The sequence below is a fragment of the Paenibacillus sp. 1-18 genome (assembly GCF_000520755.1).
Taxonomy (GTDB): domain Bacteria; phylum Bacillota; class Bacilli; order Paenibacillales; family Paenibacillaceae; genus Paenibacillus; species Paenibacillus brasilensis.
This window is the reverse complement of the sequence record NZ_ASSB01000134.1, coordinates 1-17,477: the sequence shown is the minus strand read 5'-3', so window position 1 is coordinate 17,477 and position 17,477 is coordinate 1. Positions and strand designations below refer to the sequence as shown.

The window sequence follows — 17,477 nt, the reverse complement described above, 5'->3', positions numbered from 1 at the left end:
GCTGCCGAATAAGCTGGCTTGCCCTGCCGCCACTTTCGGCACACGTCGGCCGATAACATTGCTTCTTTGTCTGCCCCACGCAGTGCTGCTACAAGGATTGCAGCAAGCACTGCGCAGGCCTCAACACTTTCCGCTGCCCCGTGGGTGGTGCGTGAACTCATCTCGGCATACATCAGCGCTTCTTCCGGACGGTTCGCATAGGCCATAGCAACAGGTGCAAGCCTCATAATGGAGCCGTTTCCCGCGCTCATGGGATCAACAGATCCGCTGTACGGATCTCCAGTGGCTTCGAACCGATGCAGCGCTCCTCTTGTCACTCCACCGATATCAAAGCACGTTCCCGTGCTGCTCATATATCCTACATAGTACCAATTGGTGTATCGCCGCATCTGATCTGCCGGATCAAATTCATCCTTTCGCACCAGACTCTCGGCTAAACAGAGCGCCATGGACGTATCGTCCGTCCACTGTCCCGGTTTTAATCCAAACACACCGCCGCCCACGACATCCGTTACAGGTTCAAATGTACCTGGACTGCTGAATTCCACCGTAGTTCCCAAAGCATCTCCCGCGGCCAGCCCGACCAGACATCCAAAAAAACGATCCTTGATAAGTTCCATTCCGGTTCTACCTTCTTTACAATTGTGATAATTAACGTATATTTTCCATGTTACCAGGAAGGAACATAATCATAAAACACAGTACATTCGAGCTAAAGGTCTTCATAAATATTCTTGCATCTACGAAAAGCTTATTGAAACATCGTATTGAAAATCATATTCATCATGACTGCCCATAATGAAGTTGATTATTTTGTGAGTTTTCCATAGCCTACATTATAAGTTAATCTCGCTGGACTTCTATATTATAATATCTTTAAGAGATGAAGACACATACGAAACCAAAAATGAATTTATCGAGCACGTAGGCCCGTTGCTGCGTCATTTGCTGGGCGAAAACCAAACTGCGTATTTATTTGAATACCTATCCGTTTTAAAATTCTTTTGTACAAGAGAGGTGGACCTTATATGATCTATGTCGCATTGCTGCGGGGCATTAATGTGGGCGGCAATAACAAGATTAATATGAAAAAGCTCAAGGAAACATTTGAGAAAGCTGGTATGAGCCATGTGACGACTTACATCAACTCAGGAAACATCATTTTTTCCAGTGAGGTTCAATCCAACGAGGAGTTGTCGCTCCAACTGGAGCAGGCGATTCTGGAGGATTTCAGCCTACCCATCCGGGTCATTGTCCGCAATATAACTGAAATCCAGAACATTATGAAGGCATTACCGAAGGAATGGTCTAATGATACACAGATGAAAAGCGATGTATTGTTTCTGTGGGATGAAATTAACGATATCTCTGTTCTGGAGAAGCTTCCTTTGAAGCGGGGAATAGGCAATGTAATGTATACACCTGGGGCTATTCTGTTTTCTGTCAGCAAAGAAAATGTCACAAAAAGCGGGATGACGAAACTGGTTGGCTCCAGTCTGTACAAGCATATGACAGTGCGGAATGTGAACACGACCCGGCAGATTTATAAGCTGATGCAGATGGCTGAGCAAGAAGAGTTACGGGATACGGACTCCTGACTGGAATACGTAAGCAATCCTAGTAGAGTATGCTCAAAAAGGGAGCCCTCTTACGGCTCCCCAACTGTTTTTCTTCGTCCTTCATTTAAATACCCATCACTGTATGGACCTCGTTAAATTTTAAAGCCTTCGACCAGTTCATTCAGTCGGGCAGCGCTTCCCTTCACCTGATCGGACTGCTGTGCCACTTCAAGAGACTTTTCCGCCGAAGAAACCATACCTTGGCCCTCTTTGGCTTGATACATGCCGAAAACCCCTACCAACGATACAATGAGCACCCCCACCAAGCTGATCATGATCATGGAGACCATAAGAATTAAGAGATTACACCGTGATGATATATATATCGGTAGAAAACGCTTAATTTTATAAGAGAAATAACATTACTGCTAAAATAAAGAATATTCATTCAATGATAGTGAGCTTGGAACAGACCAAATATGTCTATGAATTTAGGTACTCATGAGCTTGGAAAATTTGCTAAACTAGAAGAGAATAAACTCAGAATAATAGGAGAGAACGTATAGTGACAAACCTGCAAAATCAAAAACAAGTGTATATCATCCATGGCTATACTGCTTCACCATCCGATCATTGGTTTCCTTGGCTACAAGACAAGCTACAGGAAGATGGCGTTTCTGTAGCTATATTGGATATGCCCAACTCGCAAGCTCCCCGGCTTCATGAGTGGACCCAACATTTATTATCAAGTATTGAGGTTCTACATAAAGATACCTATTTTGTTGGCCATAGCTTGGGGTGTGTTTCCATATTAAGATATTTACAGCAAGTAAGTATCTCAGAGCCACTCGGTGGTCTTGTCTTCGTCTCCGGTTTTACCGATCCAGTGCCAACCCTGCCGTCATTAGATGAGTTTACAAGGGAACAGTTGGATTATAAGCAAATCATGGATTCGGCAAAGATGCGTACAGTTATTGCTGCAAAGGATGACACGATTGTCCCCTTTGTATTAAGTAAGAAACTAGCGCAAGATATCCAAGCTGATTTTCACGAGGTAGAACACGGAGGCCACTTTTTAGAGCGCGACGGTTTTACTTCCTTACCCATTGCATATCAAGTTTTAATGGATATGATCAAGAATTGAACCGATGCTTTACTCTAACGCAAAATACCCCATCGCTTATATTAAGCAATGGGGTATGCTCTTTTTTAACGGTCCCGATTAACCATATAATTCATTAAATGCTTCAAAAAAGCGGTGTTGCGGGGTACCTCTTTCAACGCTTCCATAGCAAGACAATAGTGTTCCCACATCTCTTTGCTGGCACCTTCCTGACCCAGGATGGACACGAAATTCGAATTATTATTTTCAGAATCCTTGCCAACAGGTTTCCCAAGTAAGAGCAGATCTCCCTCCACATCAAGCAAATCATCTTTAATCTGAAAGGCAATCCCCGCATGGTAAGCGAATTTCTTCAAAGCAGCAATTTCCGGCTCCTTGACCTGTGCGAGCATGGCAGGCATAACCAGACAAGCCTCAAATGCTACTCCTGTTTTATAAAAGCACACCATATTTAGCTGCTTCAATGTCAATGCCTTTCCTTTTGAATCCAGATCCATCGCCTGCCCCATACACATATCTTCTGCCTTTTGAGCCGAGTATTGTATCAAGGCAAGTACAGTCTCAGCATTGAATTGGTCAAGTGACGATTGTTCTCCAATTGCTTTCTGGATCAGATACAGACCGGTTAATTCCGCCGTAGCGCTATTGTGCACCTGATGTAAAGTCAGACGTCCTCTGCGGGTGGATGCATTATCTTGGGTTGGCAGATCATCAAAGATCAGGGATGCGGTATGCATATACTCCAATGATCTCAGCAGTGGCACGATTGCTGATGGGTCCAGTCCATATTCGTTTACGCCCATCACCCAAGTTAATATAGGCCGTATGCGTTTCCCATCCCCTTTGAGTCTGTAATTTGCAGCATCGATAAGCTGTTTTTTCATCGCCGGAATCCCTAGCGGTTTGGGAATTTTCAATTGGTTGTTAATCTGATGGCGAGCTGTTTTGAGTGTATTAAAAAAATCTTCCTTTTCTCTCGAATCGTTTTTCAGATAGGTAATCATCTGGTCCCGAAGCAGCTTATCGAAGAAATCAACATCATCCGCTTTTTGCACCATCTGCTGGATGAGACGATTGAATTCCGGATTTCCGGATGCAAAGATCTCCATGATCTCGTTATACTTTCCAGTACCTACACGTTCTTTGTAACGTTTGAGTCCATTCATTGCACGATCCAATATCACCTCACGGGCCATAGCATCGGAATCATACACGTTGTGGATCAAATAGGAAATGACCACCCAGTATAATTCAAAGGGGTTGATAAGATCCGAACGCTTGTCATGATATTTTAAATAGTAGGTGTAGGGTGTTACCGCACCCTCTCTCATATCGTCAACCATATCCGCAAAATCATCAGCTAACTGGTTATAGATACCATAAAAGAATGTTCGTTGCTCAAAGCCCTCATTCTCTGGAGCACCAATCACAGAACGAGCAATCAATCGGGAAGAAGAAGATTTTAAAATGACAGGTATATAAAGCTCTTCATTGGTGTAATCAGCTCGTGTCAGGACCTTCACGCGGTCGATATCCTGAGAATGAAAAAAGACATAGGACTGCTCGAAAAATGTTTGCTGTGTGTCCGGCCGCTGATGTTCCCTAATATACTCAAAAGCATCCGAGAGCTCCGAATGTATGTATTGAATTAACTTCATATTATTTCCGGTCCAATCGCCCAACTCAGGCACTGATCCCGTGAGAAGAGCGGCACGTATCATGCGGGAGTATTGTTCTTTCTCTTGAGCGGTCAATACCTGGGAATCGAGAAGATCGTCAATGAAAGGGTAAGTTAGACCATAGGAATAACCAAGCCTGATGGCTTCATCCAGTCTGCGAGTACGTTCCGCAGTTGATACTTTATCGTCCATTTCTTCCATCACATGCAGAATAACCCCAATTATGATCTTAATCAGTTTGCGCTGGGCTTGCTCTGCATCCATTTCCTTTGGAATATGGGAGGATACGGATCTAAGTTTGTTGATTACCCAGATCGTGGCGGTTTCTATGCCTTCCTTCTGGGCCCACCGATACAACCCGGCCAAATTCATAAATGCTGGCTGGTCTCCCCCGTTTTCAGTGGTGGATTGAATCAAGTGTTTTTTTATGTCAACAATGGCATGCTGAATCCGGAGTTGTGTTTCAGGAGAATTCAGAGCTTTGCCTAAATCCCTCATATAAATATAGGAGACGCTTCGATCCAGGTAAGCATCCAATTTGCCTGTATAATTCAGCCATTGAATGTATCTGTGATAATCCCGAGTATCAGGTTTTCTCCGGGTCCGCGAAAAAAAAGATAACCATGAAGAATGATGAATATGATTCATTTTCCACATTTGAATATCCTCTGTCAGGGTAGTCACATAAGTCTTGTCTCTGACCTGTGTATAAAGTGATGCAAAATACTGAGCGGCCTTCTGCTCAGCTTGCTGATATCCTTTATCGGCATGATTAATAAATTTCTCATTCATACAATGCATTACCTCAACTTCTATTTTTGTTAAACATGGTTGCATGTCTTCCCTGACGGGAACGGATTCGGATCATGTTTTTATCTTTATACGGGAAAGAATCAATGAGGTTACGAAATTATCATACTGCTTGACAAAATGCTCTCCTTGGTTTAATCAAGCCGATGTAAAAAGCCCCGGCGCTTTGCACCGGAGCTGGTCACCATATGCTCCCTTCTTCGTAGGCGTTTCAATCACTTTTGCATCCACCAGTTCAGCAACTGTTAAAGTTTGTATGATCATTCCCCTTTCAGTATTCCAATGCCCACTTTCAACCCGCGAACTGATTTTTGAAAACCTGCGTTTGATCTAAAATCACCCACTGATTCAGCTCGTCGTATCCTTTTACAATTGCTGTGATCTGATGCTTCGGATACATCCACTCAGACGGCGTCTTTTTCAAGAATGTATCCTCCCTTTTGCCGGAGACAAAGGTGTCCCGCAGCCTATCATTTCATCAGCCTTCAGCTTATGAATTTGCTATTATAACAAATATAGACGCCCATTAGAATTGAACGTCCTTGTATATCCTTCATTTCCTCAACTGCTTGTTTCGGATATTTTGCGGGGTGGCGCCATACGCCATTTTGAACTTTTTATAGAAAAAGCTCATGCTGTTATATCCAACTTGTTTAAATATCATTTCGAACGGAAGATTGGTATTCACAACCAGAGAATAGGCTGCATTGAGCTTAATGTTGGCAATAAGCTGAGTGTAAGTAAGACCGGTTATTTTTTTTAACTTATTACTTAAATACGTACTATTGTAATTAAAATGATGAGATAGCTGCTGCAGACTTAAATGCTGATAATGCTCTTCCATGTAATTCAGAATAGATGTAATATTATTTTCCTGCTGGTTTAAGTGAATATTATGCTCGCTTTCCAATACACGGACCAACTCTCCAAAAACAATTGGCAAATAAGCCTTGACCAATTCTATCGAATCCTCTTGCCTGGAGAAATATTCGATTAAGATTCTGCGCAGTATATATTGAAGGTTTTCATTATGCTGCGACTCAAAAATGATAAAGTGATTATGGTGCTGATGCTGGAGGACAGAGTTAGCGAGAAATTCGCCAATCAGACTTTTTTTCTTGGATAACCGTTGTAGAAACAGGGATGAAATCGTTTCTCTTTGCAGCAAAATACTTTTTAACAAATCAACGTTCGCATACTATATGATTAAAATTGTTTGTTGTTCGAAAATCTTCCATGGTCGTAACTCTCTTTATGATTTTTATTTTGCAGACACTCCCTATGGTCAGGATTGCCTGATCAATTTAGTAGAGTATGCCATTACGGAGTACGGAGAGTCTCTGAAGCCCATACTAGATACACTCGTTCATTGGGGAAAAATCACATTGAATATATGAACAGTCAAGAAAAGGAATTTGTTGACATGAGTGAGCCGTTACTCCCTGCAGCGCATGATAACAGAATTCACGGTAATCTATTAAAGTAAAAATAGCTGGAACTCTTAAAGAGGATTCGGCTTTTTTGCATCTGTTAGTATGGTTGATAGGCTGAGGTCTTTGATCTCATATACGTATGTCCGTAAGAATGATATTGATTCTAGTCCGTTCCATCCACCCCAAGGCTTCACTGCCTGAACGAACTTTACAGCATCGAGCTTGTCTGGCATAAAGTTTGTAATAATTTCTTCATCGTCAAAGATCAATATTCGGTACATTGCCGGTTCTACTTGAGTTTAGTTTAATTTTGACCTTCAAACAGTTAAGGCTGCTTCACGAAAGAAATAAGCCGCTGTGTTTCCCTTACGTCAATCCTATTAGACGATCATACTGTTCGGTTTATAGAAAAAAACACCATGTCCTTGGCGTCAGATTATCGAGAAACCCTGTCTTTGGAGACATGGGTTTCCTTTTCTTTACATAATAATAGGTCTAGTTTCTGGGAAATACGGGTGTTACCCCTGTTTCTGCAGTGACCAGTACCTTATGATGTGAAAAAAGAAACCCACGCCTAATCCGCCCTCTGCAGATTGAATCAGCGGGAATCCCATCCCGAATATTTGATTCAGATCCCGAATGTTGACCCCCATTTTCTCGAAAATGGCCGATCCCACCGCATCAGCCGAAGCCGCACTAATTCTAAATTTTGATGACTTTGTCTCAAGACTGCCGAATTGGCTACAGCATTTCTCTGCAAGGTATTCTTAATGCTTAGGACTGATAAATTGCGTGAGATTATCATATAACCTGAGCCTCTACGACTATGGATTCAAACTTCATAGTCAGGGCACAAGCGGCCTTCACTTACTTTTTGGAGTACATACAGATTCATAAAATAGGACATAGTAATTAGAGGCAGTAAGCAGAAATTTGATGTTTCTGACAGTCCAAATCTAAGAAAGGAGGGAATGCTACTCATGGTTAAAACTTTAGAAAAACCGCCATTGCATAGAGTAACTTCACTCCACACACCCATTGACCCGCGTAGTGATTACACCTGCTTGGCTTCCTGCCCGCATTGTAGTTCTTACTGCAATTTAAACAGTAACCATTGGAGCAAACACAAATGCGCTGGTAATGGGCATGAATGGTAATTACACATCAGCACTATTTAGGAGGGGACTTGAACATGGATACATCTCATTTGAATAAGAAAGAAGTTGATTATTTGAATCAACTTGGCGGATTTTACGGCAACATCTCACAAAATATCCATGCAGCATCAGACCTTAATACGTTGGTTCAGTATCTCAATCAGCAGATCAGTACACTGCAGAACCAGTACCTTCCGCTGGCATCCTCAACTACATGACGAACCTGAACGCTTCACAAAGGCCGCAATAAAAGACTTGGAGGGAGCAGTAGAAGTATATAAAAAAATGGGTTCAGATAAGCAGAACTTTCAACAGCAATCCATGAAACAGAAACAGCAGTTAAGCAACGAGATATCCCATATGGTGCAGGATTTTATCAGCAAAACCACCACGAGATAGAAAATAGCATCACCTTGCCTGTATGTTCAACCGAGACAAACAATAATCTTCTAAACTGGTTTCGATACCAAAAAGAAACCCGTATCTCAAAAAGAAGAGCGCGCAAACCGCAATAGCGAAACCCATGAAGCTCTTTTGCATCCGCGAAGCTTCGTTCAATCTTCTCTTTTCTCTTGTGGTACAGCTGTTTACCGGATGGGCTCAACCGGTTGCTCCGTACCCACTCTTCGCTGTCTTCCCAGACATGCCGAGGCACCACTTTACGGTGGCTTCGAGACGGGGTACACTGGCCTAGCCGTGGGCAATGCTGGCACTGAGCTGGGTCAGAGGCATACTGCCGGTATCCCTTACGGTCCGTCGTTCGGTAAGGCAGTTCTTGTTTGGCCGGGAATCTATACACATTGCGTTTGGCATCGTATTCAAACTTCCATTTCGGAAACAGTCCTTGTCTGGGATGGAATCTTCGGTGAGCAATATCAACTCATATGATGAGGGTTTTGTGATTTTAGGTGTAAGCTCATTGATCTTTACCCTTCTTATGGATGCTTTGCTAGAATACATCCTTAAGTCTGAGACCATTTCTGTTTTAAAATCATTTAACGGCAATAACGTTATTGTAGGTTTGAAATATACTCATGCTGATAAATATAGTTTATTAAAATTAGACCTTGATAACGAAGCACTAAATAAAATAAGAATAATAAATAAAAAATAAATATGTAGTATATTGGGCATGAGGTTACTAAGGACGGCATATGCCGTCCAAAGCCACCGTATTATCCCCTTGTTCTTCTTTTAACTATAGGGACTCTTGCGATTTCTCACACCAAACTTCTTTTATCTTATAACATGAGTTTTCCTCCTATGTTTTAAAATGGCTTAAAAATTCAATACAGCTTTCAGATGTGCTTCGAGTTCAGATACAAACTTATCGATCTTCGGATTTTTAATGACATCGTAGCAAGCAAAACTCTTTAAAGGCTGCATGCCGAGAAATTCCTGTATACGATGTAAATGACTGAGTGCTCCTTCTAAACCATCCCCTTTAAAAAACTGCGTCGGATCGTTAAATGATTTTTCTGGAGCATTCCAGGTCGTAGAAAACATATAGCTTTTGCTGGTTAATAATCCGCCTCTCCCATATTGCTCAGCGCCTTTGAAAAATAAGCCGTATGCATATACTTCATCCATGTATGTTTTTAATAATCCAGGAACACTGAACCAATAGATGGGGGTTTGGTAAATGACAACATCAGCCCAAATAAACTTCTGTTGTTCTGCTTCAATGTTATATCCGTTTTGAATCATTGTTGTTTTTACGTTGTTCTTTTCTTTGAGCAAACTCACCATGCTATCTACTAATGTTTGGTTCAACTTTCCCTCTGACGAACCATATTTTTGGTGACCATTTATGATAAGTAAATTTTTCATTTTCTACCATCCCTTTCGAATGCCAACGTTTAATTTTCCGGTACGACACCGAGTTGTTGCATTAAAGTCAAATTATCTTCCAAGTGCCAATCTTCAACGATTTTCCCATCCTTGATGCGTAAAATATCGATCGCCATGAAGTGAATGGGAGCCCCTGTCGGTGCTTTCCCCAAGAACTCTCCTTTATGCGTTCCGGTGAATGATAGACGAGCGGTTACCTTGTCTCCAACGACCAATAAATCTTCAATTTTACACTGCAAGTCGGGAACTGCTTTTCGAAAGTTGCGGGAGGCAAATGTCAAGCCCTCAGGCCCTTGAGGCCGTCCCTTTGGCAACGTGTTATCGATAAAGCTTGGTACAACAGTTTGCCCAATGAGATCCTCATTACCCGTGTTCCAGAATGCATAGAAGCGCTGAGCCGCTTGTACCATAGCTGTAGCTTCCTCGGAGTTCAATGAAGAATCAATTGTCATCGAACTTGGTTGAGGAAGATCTTTCAACAGTTGAATGTCTTTTTTAGCGGGCGATTCGGTTGCTTGTTTTTCATAAACAGCTGCCTCCGAGTTAGTGCCGCACGCAGACGTTAACACCATTGTGCCGAAAATGACAACACTGACAGCTATCGAGCTCATTATTTTTTTGTGTGCAAACATGATTATCCTCCTACTACGACTTAATAGATAAACTCCGAGAATGTTCGGCAGATTCTGAAGATGCAGCCTCTCTCTGATCTAGCGACCAACTGATCAAGGTAACCACGAGTCCGGCAGCGGTAACGATTGCAGCTATCCAAGGTAATGAACCAAGCCCTGGGCCGCTATCGATCACCCAACCGCCCAGATATGCTCCTCCAGCATTGGCCAGATTAAAGGAACTGATGTTCAAAGCAGAAGCGATATTCGGAGATCCTTTTGCTTTCGCTAATACCCGCATTTGCAAAGCAGGAACGATCGTGAAGGATGCAAAACCCCAGACAAACACAGTAACCAAGGCGGCGATTTTAAAGTAGCTGGTCAGTGTAAAGATAGCCAAAACAGCAGTCAAGAGTGTGAGCATCCCGACAAGGGACGGCATCAGCTTCCAATCGGATAATTTGCCTCCGATGGCATTTCCGATTGTCATCCCGATACCGAACAAAAGCAGAATCGGAGTGACCGCGCCGACGCTGAATCCAGTGATATCCGTCAATATAGGGGCGATGTACGTAAAGGCCGTGAACACCCCGCCAAACCCTAGCACTGTCATTAATAAAGCCAGTACTACCTGTTTGCTTCGAAGAACACGCATTTCGTGACGAAAATCCGAAGTGGGTTCTTTTTGGATGCGTGGAACGAGGAAGGCAATCCCGATGAGAGATAGAATGCCGAGAGCCGTTACGATCCAAAAAGTAGAACGCCATCCCCACATTTGTCCGATGAACGTGCCGATTGGGACACCGAGAATATTGGCAAGTGTAAGCCCGGTAAACATCAAAGCAATAGCGCTCGCTTGTTTTTCGCGAGAAACGAGGCGTGTCGCCACGATGGAGCCGACCCCGAAGAATGTGCCATGTGCGAAGGAAGCAAGGATGCGTGCGATCATCAGAATAGCATAAGCTAGGGCGACCGCCGCAAGCAGATTCCCTGCTACGAAGATGAGCATCAACCCGAACAGCAGCGACTTACGCGACAAACGGCTGGTGCATGCGGTGATCAACGGACCGCCTATTGCGACACCTAGCGCATATCCGGTAACGAGTAATCCGGCTGCGCTCAAGGTGACATGCAGATCATTTGCTACATCCGGCAGAATGCCCATAATGACGAACTCCGTTGTACCGATAGCAAACGCGCTGATCAAGAGAGCAATCAGTGCTGGGGGAAGCTTGTTCCGTTGATTTTCTGTAGATATTGTAATCACCTCCCTCATTAAGAATAGATTTATCAGCTCACATTGATATTATATATATAGTAAATTCATTTATGGAAGTAGTGATATTTAATTCATATAGTTCCCCAAAATATATCATTGTGATATAATAAGCTAAATCAGATGAAAAATTTTTTTGGAGGATTTTTCGATGAGCGTTCTCGAACCAATTGAACTGACTAAAGGAACACCGGGCGAGCCTTGCCCCATTGCTAAAACGCTTGACGTGATAGGGACAAAGTGGACTTTTTTAATTATTCGGGACCTGCTTATTGAAGGGACGCTACGATTCAGCGACCTACTGAAATCCATGGATGGGATAAGTCCGAAAACACTCTCACTCAGACTTAAGGAATTAGAGGTTCATGGCGTATTGGAACGGAAGGTGTTTCCGGAAGTTCCACCGCGCGTGGAATATACGTTAACGGAAAAAGGAAAACGATTGGAAGGTATTTTTATCGAATTAAAGAGATTTGGGTTAAATTTATAAAGAATTACTAGTAATGATTTCTGAAACTTAGTTGATCCGAAATCAGTTAGTTCAGCAAGGGCGAAAACGGTTCGATGAGCAGTTTGTGTAATGACCTACTGAGGACTGATGTAGTTCGACTTTACGTTACCGTTCAAGAGTGATGGACCATCGGAAGAAATGGATATGGAAAACGGGAAACGATTGAGTAACAGAAAAGCAGCGTAAGACTGTTTCGTTTCAGTCTTACGCTGCTTTTTTGTCGATGCTCCACCAAAAATACATTGAATACATGTAAATAATGTGTAAGACAATACATTTTTTCAGGGTGATGTCGCCGACTGATGCGTAAATCTAGTCGATATTATCTTTAGGTAGAAGTCCTCTCACGAATCGTTTTCGGAGGAACTGTTGTACTTCGATTATCCTTCTCATAAAAAAAGAAGAAAGAAAACCATCATTTCCCGAGGTTTTCTTTCCCCTTTTACGGTTTAAAGCTTTTTCAGTAGCTTATACAATGACTCTAATTAATCAAACCTTAAATTTCCATCAGTTATTATAAATCCAAATGTTTTACTTAAGGCTTGTAACTCACTCTCATTAACTTCCATTATTTCGATTATCTTATTGTTATCGTCTCTAATCACTTTGAAATCACCAATTTTACCCAGGTTTTATTTTCCATTCTTCGACTTCTCTCGGGTCCACTCCGCACATCTGGCAGATCAATAAGCTTAATATTACATTCGGCGTTTTTAAACCGTATTCCACATTCTGGTAATGCCGTAATGTGCATTTCATATGTTCATTGATTTTTAAGACAAGGGATTCCAGGATATCGTCTTCCCCCAAAGGAGCAATGCTGTGGGGCACATCCTTATCCAGCACACACACTTGGCCTTCACAAAGCTGAATTTCTTTGCCTGCTATGATTTGATTGCACTTACCTGAATAAACATAGTTTAATTCAATAAATTCATGCATGTGCTCCAGCATCGGAGCAAATCTATTGTGCTTGCTAATATAAATATCATGTTCGCCGAAGAAGAACAAAGCGGGCATTCGATACATATTCTGATTCACATCATAGTATCGTTCGTCCTCCGATTCTTCGGAGAGATCATTAATCACCTGATTGTTTTGTTGCTGTAACCGTTCAATTTCCGTTTTGGTTCTCAGCAACTGATCCAACTCATGAAGGTTCATAAACACTGCCCCTCCTTAACTGTGAACTGCCGCCTGGTTTTGCTCCCCTTTCCTCTAATAGCGATTCCCAGACAGATGAGTGCAGCAATCGTAAACACTATCGCAGAAACGAGAAAGGAAAATGAGGCGGTTTCATTTGCAAACAACATGCCAACTAACTTGATGACATAAGGAGAAGCAAACGCTCCCAAATTGGAGCCTACCATCGCAATCGAAATAGATATCGTCTCACTGCCTTTAGGTACGATTTTAGTTAATATGGTAAAAATATAGGGAATAAACAGTGCAAAGCTAAAGCCAATGATAAGCATGGCAACAGTAACCATAGTCACATTCTGAGCAAACCACAGCAGTACAAAACCTGTTGCTGTTAACAGACTGGAGATAAAGGGAGCATAGTTTCTAAACCATTTATATATTTTACCAAACAAGAAGCCTGCAATCATGGTTGACAAGGAGAACAGCGTTAACGCGGTTCCTAAAAAACCGGGATTAGGCATATTCCTTTCCGCAATCATAATGCCTGTTTTGGTATACACAATCATGATAAAGGTCATAAACAGGAAAAGTGCAGCTGCTAATCCAAGTACAGGTAGAGATACCCCGCCGCTCTTGTGGCCCGTTCCTGTCGAACGCTCCACTGTAGGCTCCCCACGCTCTGGCTCGGGAATGATGAGAAAGAATAACAGTACGATAGGAATGGTGATTGCATAGCATAAAAAGGCAAACTGCCAGTTGATCAAAGCAAGCTGTCCTGCCACAAAGGTAGCCAGGCTGCTTCCGAGCCCTTGAACGGCGCTTTGAAAGCCTACTAATTGGGCACGTTCGTCCCCTTCAAAAAAATCACTAATATACCGCCAATGACCACGAGCAAAAGTCCCAGCAGGACTGTATTCTTTTTGCCCAATCGGGAAGAGATCGGACCACTCAACAGCACAAACAGCATCATCGAGAAGGATGGAATCGTAACTACGCTTTCAATCAGCGAGCTGGAAACTCCTGATAATTGATTTAGCATCATCGGTATGATCGCTGAAATGGCACTCGCTGATGTCAGGACCAAGGAAATGGACAGCAGCGCCGCTTTAAACAAACCTTTGTTTTTTATATTCTTCAAGTTTCTCACCTCTAGTCTATGTTATTTAGCCTCTGGTTGCATGTGCAGGAACCTGGACAGCCTGGTAGTATCTGTATTGGAAGGCGTACTGCCCTGAACCGACCGTAAACGTCATCTCATGCTCTCCGTTCTTTTGGAAAATCTCCTGTTCCCCGGCAATCCCCATTCTCCCAGCCAGCTCCTGTGGTATATAAACTGGCGGATTCTGAATCGACGGATATTGCATAGCAATGGTCTTCTGTAATGCATCCGGCTCCATAACTCCCGGAAGTGTAATTTCAGCGGTCGTATTATGCGGGACGTGAACCGTCATCTGCATTTCTTCATTCACGATTTCCCAATGGACTTCAAGCGCACCATATGGCGTCTCCAGTTTCCCGTGGGCGGAAGTAAGGTTGGCAGGCGGTTTGGGAGCTAGTCGTGATTTTTTATAACCCGCTTCAAGCAGGTTGATTCCGGCAATATTTTGGTACATAAAGTCTCCAACCGAACCGTAGGAATAGTGATTGAACGAATTCATATCCGTACTCCAGAACGAGCCGTCCACTTTGATGCTGTCCCAATGCTCCCACATGGTCGTCGCCCCCCGTTCAACCTGATAGAGCCATGAAGGATAATCATTTTGAAATAAAATCTTGTAAGCTACATCCGTATAGCCATTGTTGGATAAAACCAGACATAGGTAGGGTGTGCCCACAAAGCCGGTGTCCAGATGCATATCTTTTTTTTCTAAGAGCCGCACAAGCTCCTGAATCACTTGCTTTTTATATTTTTCCGGCACCAATCCGAAGTGCAAAGCCACAACCTGTGCAGTCTGGGTATTGGAGGTCAGTTGGCCAGCGTCATCGAAATAACGGTCCGCAAAAGCAGTTTTAATCCCCTCATGCAAGCTTCTATATGTGCTGTAATCGGTATAACGATTAAGCAGTTTGGCCGTCTGCGCCAAAATATGGGTCGAATACGCAAAGTATGCAGTCGCTACCAGCGTTCCATCTGTGGCCCCAAAATAGCTTCCTTCCTCGCTATCCAGCGCCAGCCAGTCTCCAAGCTGCAAGTCGGTATCCCAAAGATGTTCTTCGTTCCCCTGGGCGCGGATGTAGTCCACCCATGCTTTCATACTGTCATACTGCTGAGCTAAAATTTGCTTATCCCCATAGCATTGATATAGGGTCCACGGACATATAACCGCCGCGTCTCCCCATGCGCCGTTGTTTTGTCCATGTTGTCGGCAAAGGTTCCTTTAAGAACATCCGGCACTACAAAAGGCACCGCCCCATTCTCCAGCTGGTTGTAAGCCAAATCCTTTAGCCACTTTCGGAAGAATGAAGCCGCATTCATATTAAAGCTGGCCGTTCTGGCAAAAATCTGTGCATCACCGGTCCAGCCTAATCGCTCATCACGCTGTGGGCAATCGGTTGGCACATCCAGGAAGTTCCCCTTTTGCCCCCACACAATATTGTGCTGTAGTTGATTGAGTTTCGGGTCGGATGTCTCAAACCATCCAATCGTCTCCATGTCCGAATGCAAAACAACTCCCGTAAAATCTTCAATTGTAACGCCATCCGGGAAACCCTCAAGCTTCACATATTGAAAGCCTTGAAAAGTGAAATGTGGCCGAAATATCTCCGTCCCCTTCCCGCTGCAAATATACGTAATCTGCTGCGCTGCATCGCGAATATTATCCCTGTAAAAGTTCCCTTGCTGATCCAGCACTTCACCATGCACCAGCTTCAAAACTGTACCTGCGGGAGCTTCAACTTTAAATTCCAGCCAGCCTACCATATTTTGACCCAAGTCAAGCACCAGCTCGCCTTTGGGGGTCCGAATGAGTTCAACAGGCTTCAATCGGTTCATCACACGGACAGGCTCGTTTTCCTGAGCAACCAGATGACTGAATGGGAACGGGACGACCTGCATCTTTTTCCGTTCGGTTAAAGAGCTATGTTTGGCTGTCCCCTGTTCAAGTCGGGCATCATAGATTTCGCCGTTATAAATATCCGACATTAAAATGGCACAGCTCGTTTCCTCTCAGGAAGAATCAGAGCATATGAGCTCAGAACGGCCATCTTCATAGCTAATCTTCATTTGCAGCAGCAATGCATTCGTGTTCCCGTAGGTGTCCTTGCGCTTCTGCCAGCCCAGATAACCGCTATACCAGCCTTCACCCACCGTTGCTGTGATTTGATTATGTTGTTCTCGAATGGCAGCAGTCACGTCATAAGCCTGCACCTGGACACGATCGTTATAATCCGTCCATCCCGGGGTAAAGTAAGCATCGCCCACTCTTTGTCCATTTAGCTCCAGTTCATACAGACCAAGGCTTGTAGCATAAATGACTGCTTTTATCACTGTTCCCTCAACGGAAAAGCACTTGGAAGCGGCAAAAGGAGCCCTTGTTTGAAGCTGTTTATTTATGCTCCGCTCTTTCACAGTGATCCATTGTGCCTTCCAGTCCTGCTCATGGATCAGCCCCATCTCCCAAAAACCGGACTCACTCCATTCCGATTCTTCTGGTTCCGTGTCACCCGCTCCCTGAGCCCATACTTTTACCCGATAATAATATCGTTGTCCTGATTCCAGCGGAGGACCTTCATATGGAAACAAAATGGATTGATCCGAATAGGCAAAATGATTCCAGATCAGCGGTTCAAATGTGGGATGAACAGATACCTGCAATTGGAACCGTTTTTGGGAAACATATATTTTGTCAGATTCAATCTGCCAACTTAACCGCGGCTTTAGACAACCTAGTCCAATCGGATTATTTAAATGTTCGCATCTAAGCGCTTTCACTTTTAGCATTCTTATGTCCTCCCTGAGGTCTTCTTTTGTGTTCCTATACTCAAATTAAAACGCTTCCATTGATTGTGCGCAATGTTGTATCCCTGCATGTTATATGCTTGATTTACAGGTGTTGAAATTACAAACCTGATATCAAATCTTAAAATGGGTCTATTAGAAAAATATGTACGTTTGCAGAGCAGCTTCACACATAAAAAAGCCTGAATCCGTTTGGGACGGACTCAAGCTTGATTTTTACTAGGGTCTGTACGCAAACTGTACAACTCGTAAAAATCTAGTAGAATAAGGAATATGAGACGAAGATATGAGTTAACGGATGAAGAATGGAATATCCTTGAACCCCTGCTGCCCCCGATCCGAAAAAAACAAGGAGGACGTCCGCCC

At 43.3% G+C, this 17,477-nt stretch carries 13 protein-coding genes and 5 pseudogenes; 6 read left to right on the top strand and 12 right to left on the bottom strand.

The window, feature by feature from the left end:
- Positions 1 to 620 (bottom strand): ADP-ribosylglycohydrolase family protein (locus L693_RS0108675; RefSeq protein WP_025716924.1); only part of this gene is annotated, 620 nt, incomplete at its 3' end.
- A 408-nt stretch (positions 621 to 1,028) separates the two neighbouring features.
- Here L693_RS0108675 and L693_RS0108670 point away from each other — a divergent pair.
- Positions 1,029 to 1,598 (top strand): DUF1697 domain-containing protein, encoded by a 570-nt coding sequence (locus L693_RS0108670; RefSeq protein WP_025716923.1) that lies wholly within the window; start codon positions 1,029 to 1,031, stop codon positions 1,596 to 1,598.
- Between the two features lie 113 nt (positions 1,599 to 1,711).
- Here L693_RS0108670 and L693_RS31930 read toward each other — a convergent pair whose 3' ends face one another.
- Entirely contained in the window at positions 1,712 to 1,843 is a 132-nt protein-coding gene (locus tag L693_RS31930; RefSeq protein ID WP_269320834.1) for a hypothetical protein, read from the bottom strand.
- Between the two features lie 281 nt (positions 1,844 to 2,124).
- Between L693_RS31930 and L693_RS0108660 the strand changes: the two genes are divergently transcribed.
- A complete protein-coding gene (locus L693_RS0108660) occupies positions 2,125 to 2,703 on the top strand; it encodes an RBBP9/YdeN family alpha/beta hydrolase (RefSeq protein WP_025716921.1) in 579 nt (192 codons plus the stop codon).
- A gap of 65 nt (positions 2,704 to 2,768) precedes the next feature.
- Here L693_RS0108660 and L693_RS0108655 read toward each other — a convergent pair whose 3' ends face one another.
- From L693_RS0108655 to L693_RS0108640, 3 genes and pseudogenes are all read right to left on the bottom strand, one after another.
- Positions 2,769 to 5,162 (bottom strand): polyprenyl synthetase family protein, encoded by a 2,394-nt coding sequence (locus L693_RS0108655; protein ID WP_049825101.1) that lies wholly within the window; start codon positions 5,160 to 5,162, stop codon positions 2,769 to 2,771.
- A 301-nt stretch (positions 5,163 to 5,463) separates the two neighbouring features.
- A complete protein-coding gene (locus L693_RS31925; protein WP_269320833.1) occupies positions 5,464 to 5,595 on the bottom strand; it encodes a hypothetical protein in 132 nt (43 codons plus the stop codon).
- A gap of 129 nt (positions 5,596 to 5,724) precedes the next feature.
- A pseudogene (locus L693_RS0108640) lies at positions 5,725 to 6,357 on the bottom strand (helix-turn-helix domain-containing protein); the annotation flags it as partial.
- 16 nt (positions 6,358 to 6,373) lie between these two features.
- Between L693_RS0108640 and L693_RS32380 the strand changes: the two are divergent.
- Positions 6,374 to 6,568 carry a winged helix-turn-helix transcriptional regulator gene (locus tag L693_RS32380; RefSeq protein ID WP_155983789.1) on the top strand — a complete coding sequence of 65 codons (195 nt, stop codon included), beginning with the start codon at positions 6,374 to 6,376 and terminating at the stop codon, positions 6,566 to 6,568.
- 1,228 nt (positions 6,569 to 7,796) lie between these two features.
- Complete coding sequence (locus tag L693_RS0108630) at positions 7,797 to 7,979, top strand: hypothetical protein (RefSeq protein ID WP_025716917.1); 183 nt, start codon at positions 7,797 to 7,799, stop codon at positions 7,977 to 7,979.
- Between the two features lie 275 nt (positions 7,980 to 8,254).
- On the opposite strand, the pseudogene L693_RS29055 reads toward L693_RS0108630, so the two are convergent.
- Positions 8,255 to 8,635 (bottom strand): annotated as a pseudogene (locus L693_RS29055) (transposase); the annotation flags it as partial.
- Between L693_RS29055 and L693_RS29050 the strand changes: the two are divergent.
- The gene (locus L693_RS29050; RefSeq protein WP_025716916.1) at positions 8,627 to 8,875 is read left to right on the top strand and encodes a hypothetical protein; all 249 of its coding nucleotides are present in this window, start codon (positions 8,627 to 8,629) and stop codon (positions 8,873 to 8,875) included. The pseudogene L693_RS29055 and the gene L693_RS29050 overlap by 9 nt on opposite strands.
- Before the next feature lie 164 nt (positions 8,876 to 9,039).
- Here L693_RS29050 and L693_RS0108615 read toward each other — a convergent pair whose 3' ends face one another.
- From L693_RS0108615 to L693_RS0108605, 3 genes are read right to left on the bottom strand one after another with little or no spacing between them, the layout of a single operon-like run.
- Complete coding sequence (locus tag L693_RS0108615; RefSeq protein ID WP_025716915.1) at positions 9,040 to 9,591, bottom strand: NAD(P)H-dependent oxidoreductase; 552 nt, start codon at positions 9,589 to 9,591, stop codon at positions 9,040 to 9,042.
- A 29-nt stretch (positions 9,592 to 9,620) separates the two neighbouring features.
- The gene (locus L693_RS0108610; RefSeq protein WP_025716914.1) at positions 9,621 to 10,244 is read right to left on the bottom strand and encodes an ester cyclase; all 624 of its coding nucleotides are present in this window, start codon (positions 10,242 to 10,244) and stop codon (positions 9,621 to 9,623) included.
- A 13-nt stretch (positions 10,245 to 10,257) separates the two neighbouring features.
- Complete coding sequence (locus L693_RS0108605; RefSeq protein ID WP_049825099.1) at positions 10,258 to 11,499, bottom strand: MFS transporter; 1,242 nt, start codon at positions 11,497 to 11,499, stop codon at positions 10,258 to 10,260.
- A gap of 151 nt (positions 11,500 to 11,650) precedes the next feature.
- On the opposite strand from L693_RS0108605, the gene L693_RS0108600 reads away from it, so the two are divergent.
- Positions 11,651 to 11,989, top strand: a complete 339-nt coding sequence (locus L693_RS0108600; protein ID WP_025716912.1) for a winged helix-turn-helix transcriptional regulator — start codon at positions 11,651 to 11,653, stop codon at positions 11,987 to 11,989.
- Between the two features lie 792 nt (positions 11,990 to 12,781).
- On the opposite strand, the pseudogene L693_RS27870 reads toward L693_RS0108600, so the two are convergent.
- From L693_RS27870 to L693_RS32085, 3 pseudogenes are all read right to left on the bottom strand, one after another.
- Positions 12,782 to 13,174, bottom strand: a pseudogene (locus tag L693_RS27870) (AraC family ligand binding domain-containing protein); the annotation flags it as partial.
- A pseudogene (locus L693_RS0108590) lies at positions 13,171 to 14,237 on the bottom strand (MFS transporter). The pseudogenes L693_RS0108590 and L693_RS27870, both read right to left, overlap by 4 nt.
- 79 nt (positions 14,238 to 14,316) lie before the next feature.
- Positions 14,317 to 17,093 (bottom strand): annotated as a pseudogene (locus tag L693_RS32085) (family 78 glycoside hydrolase catalytic domain).
- Positions 17,094 to 17,477: the final 384 nt, after the last annotated feature.

Bases quoted from the DNA above. Each gene is read 5' to 3' on its own strand.
- L693_RS0108670 (WP_025716923.1), top strand. From the start codon at position 1,029: ATGATCTATGTCGCATTGCTGCGGGGCATTAATGTGGGCGGCAATAAC.
- L693_RS31930 (WP_269320834.1), bottom strand. From the start codon at position 1,843: ATGTATCAAGCCAAAGAGGGCCAAGGTATGGTTTCTTCGGCGGAAAAG.
- L693_RS0108655 (WP_049825101.1), bottom strand. From the start codon at position 5,162: ATGCATTGTATGAATGAGAAATTTATTAATCATGCCGATAAAGGATAT.
- L693_RS32380 (WP_155983789.1), top strand. From the start codon at position 6,374: ATGATTAAAATTGTTTGTTGTTCGAAAATCTTCCATGGTCGTAACTCT.
- L693_RS0108630 (WP_025716917.1), top strand. From the start codon at position 7,797: ATGGATACATCTCATTTGAATAAGAAAGAAGTTGATTATTTGAATCAA.
- L693_RS0108615 (WP_025716915.1), bottom strand. From the start codon at position 9,591: ATGAAAAATTTACTTATCATAAATGGTCACCAAAAATATGGTTCGTCA.
- L693_RS0108610 (WP_025716914.1), bottom strand. From the start codon at position 10,244: ATGTTTGCACACAAAAAAATAATGAGCTCGATAGCTGTCAGTGTTGTC.
- L693_RS0108605 (WP_049825099.1), bottom strand. From the start codon at position 11,499: ATGAGGGAGGTGATTACAATATCTACAGAAAATCAACGGAACAAGCTT.
- L693_RS0108600 (WP_025716912.1), top strand. From the start codon at position 11,651: ATGAGCGTTCTCGAACCAATTGAACTGACTAAAGGAACACCGGGCGAG.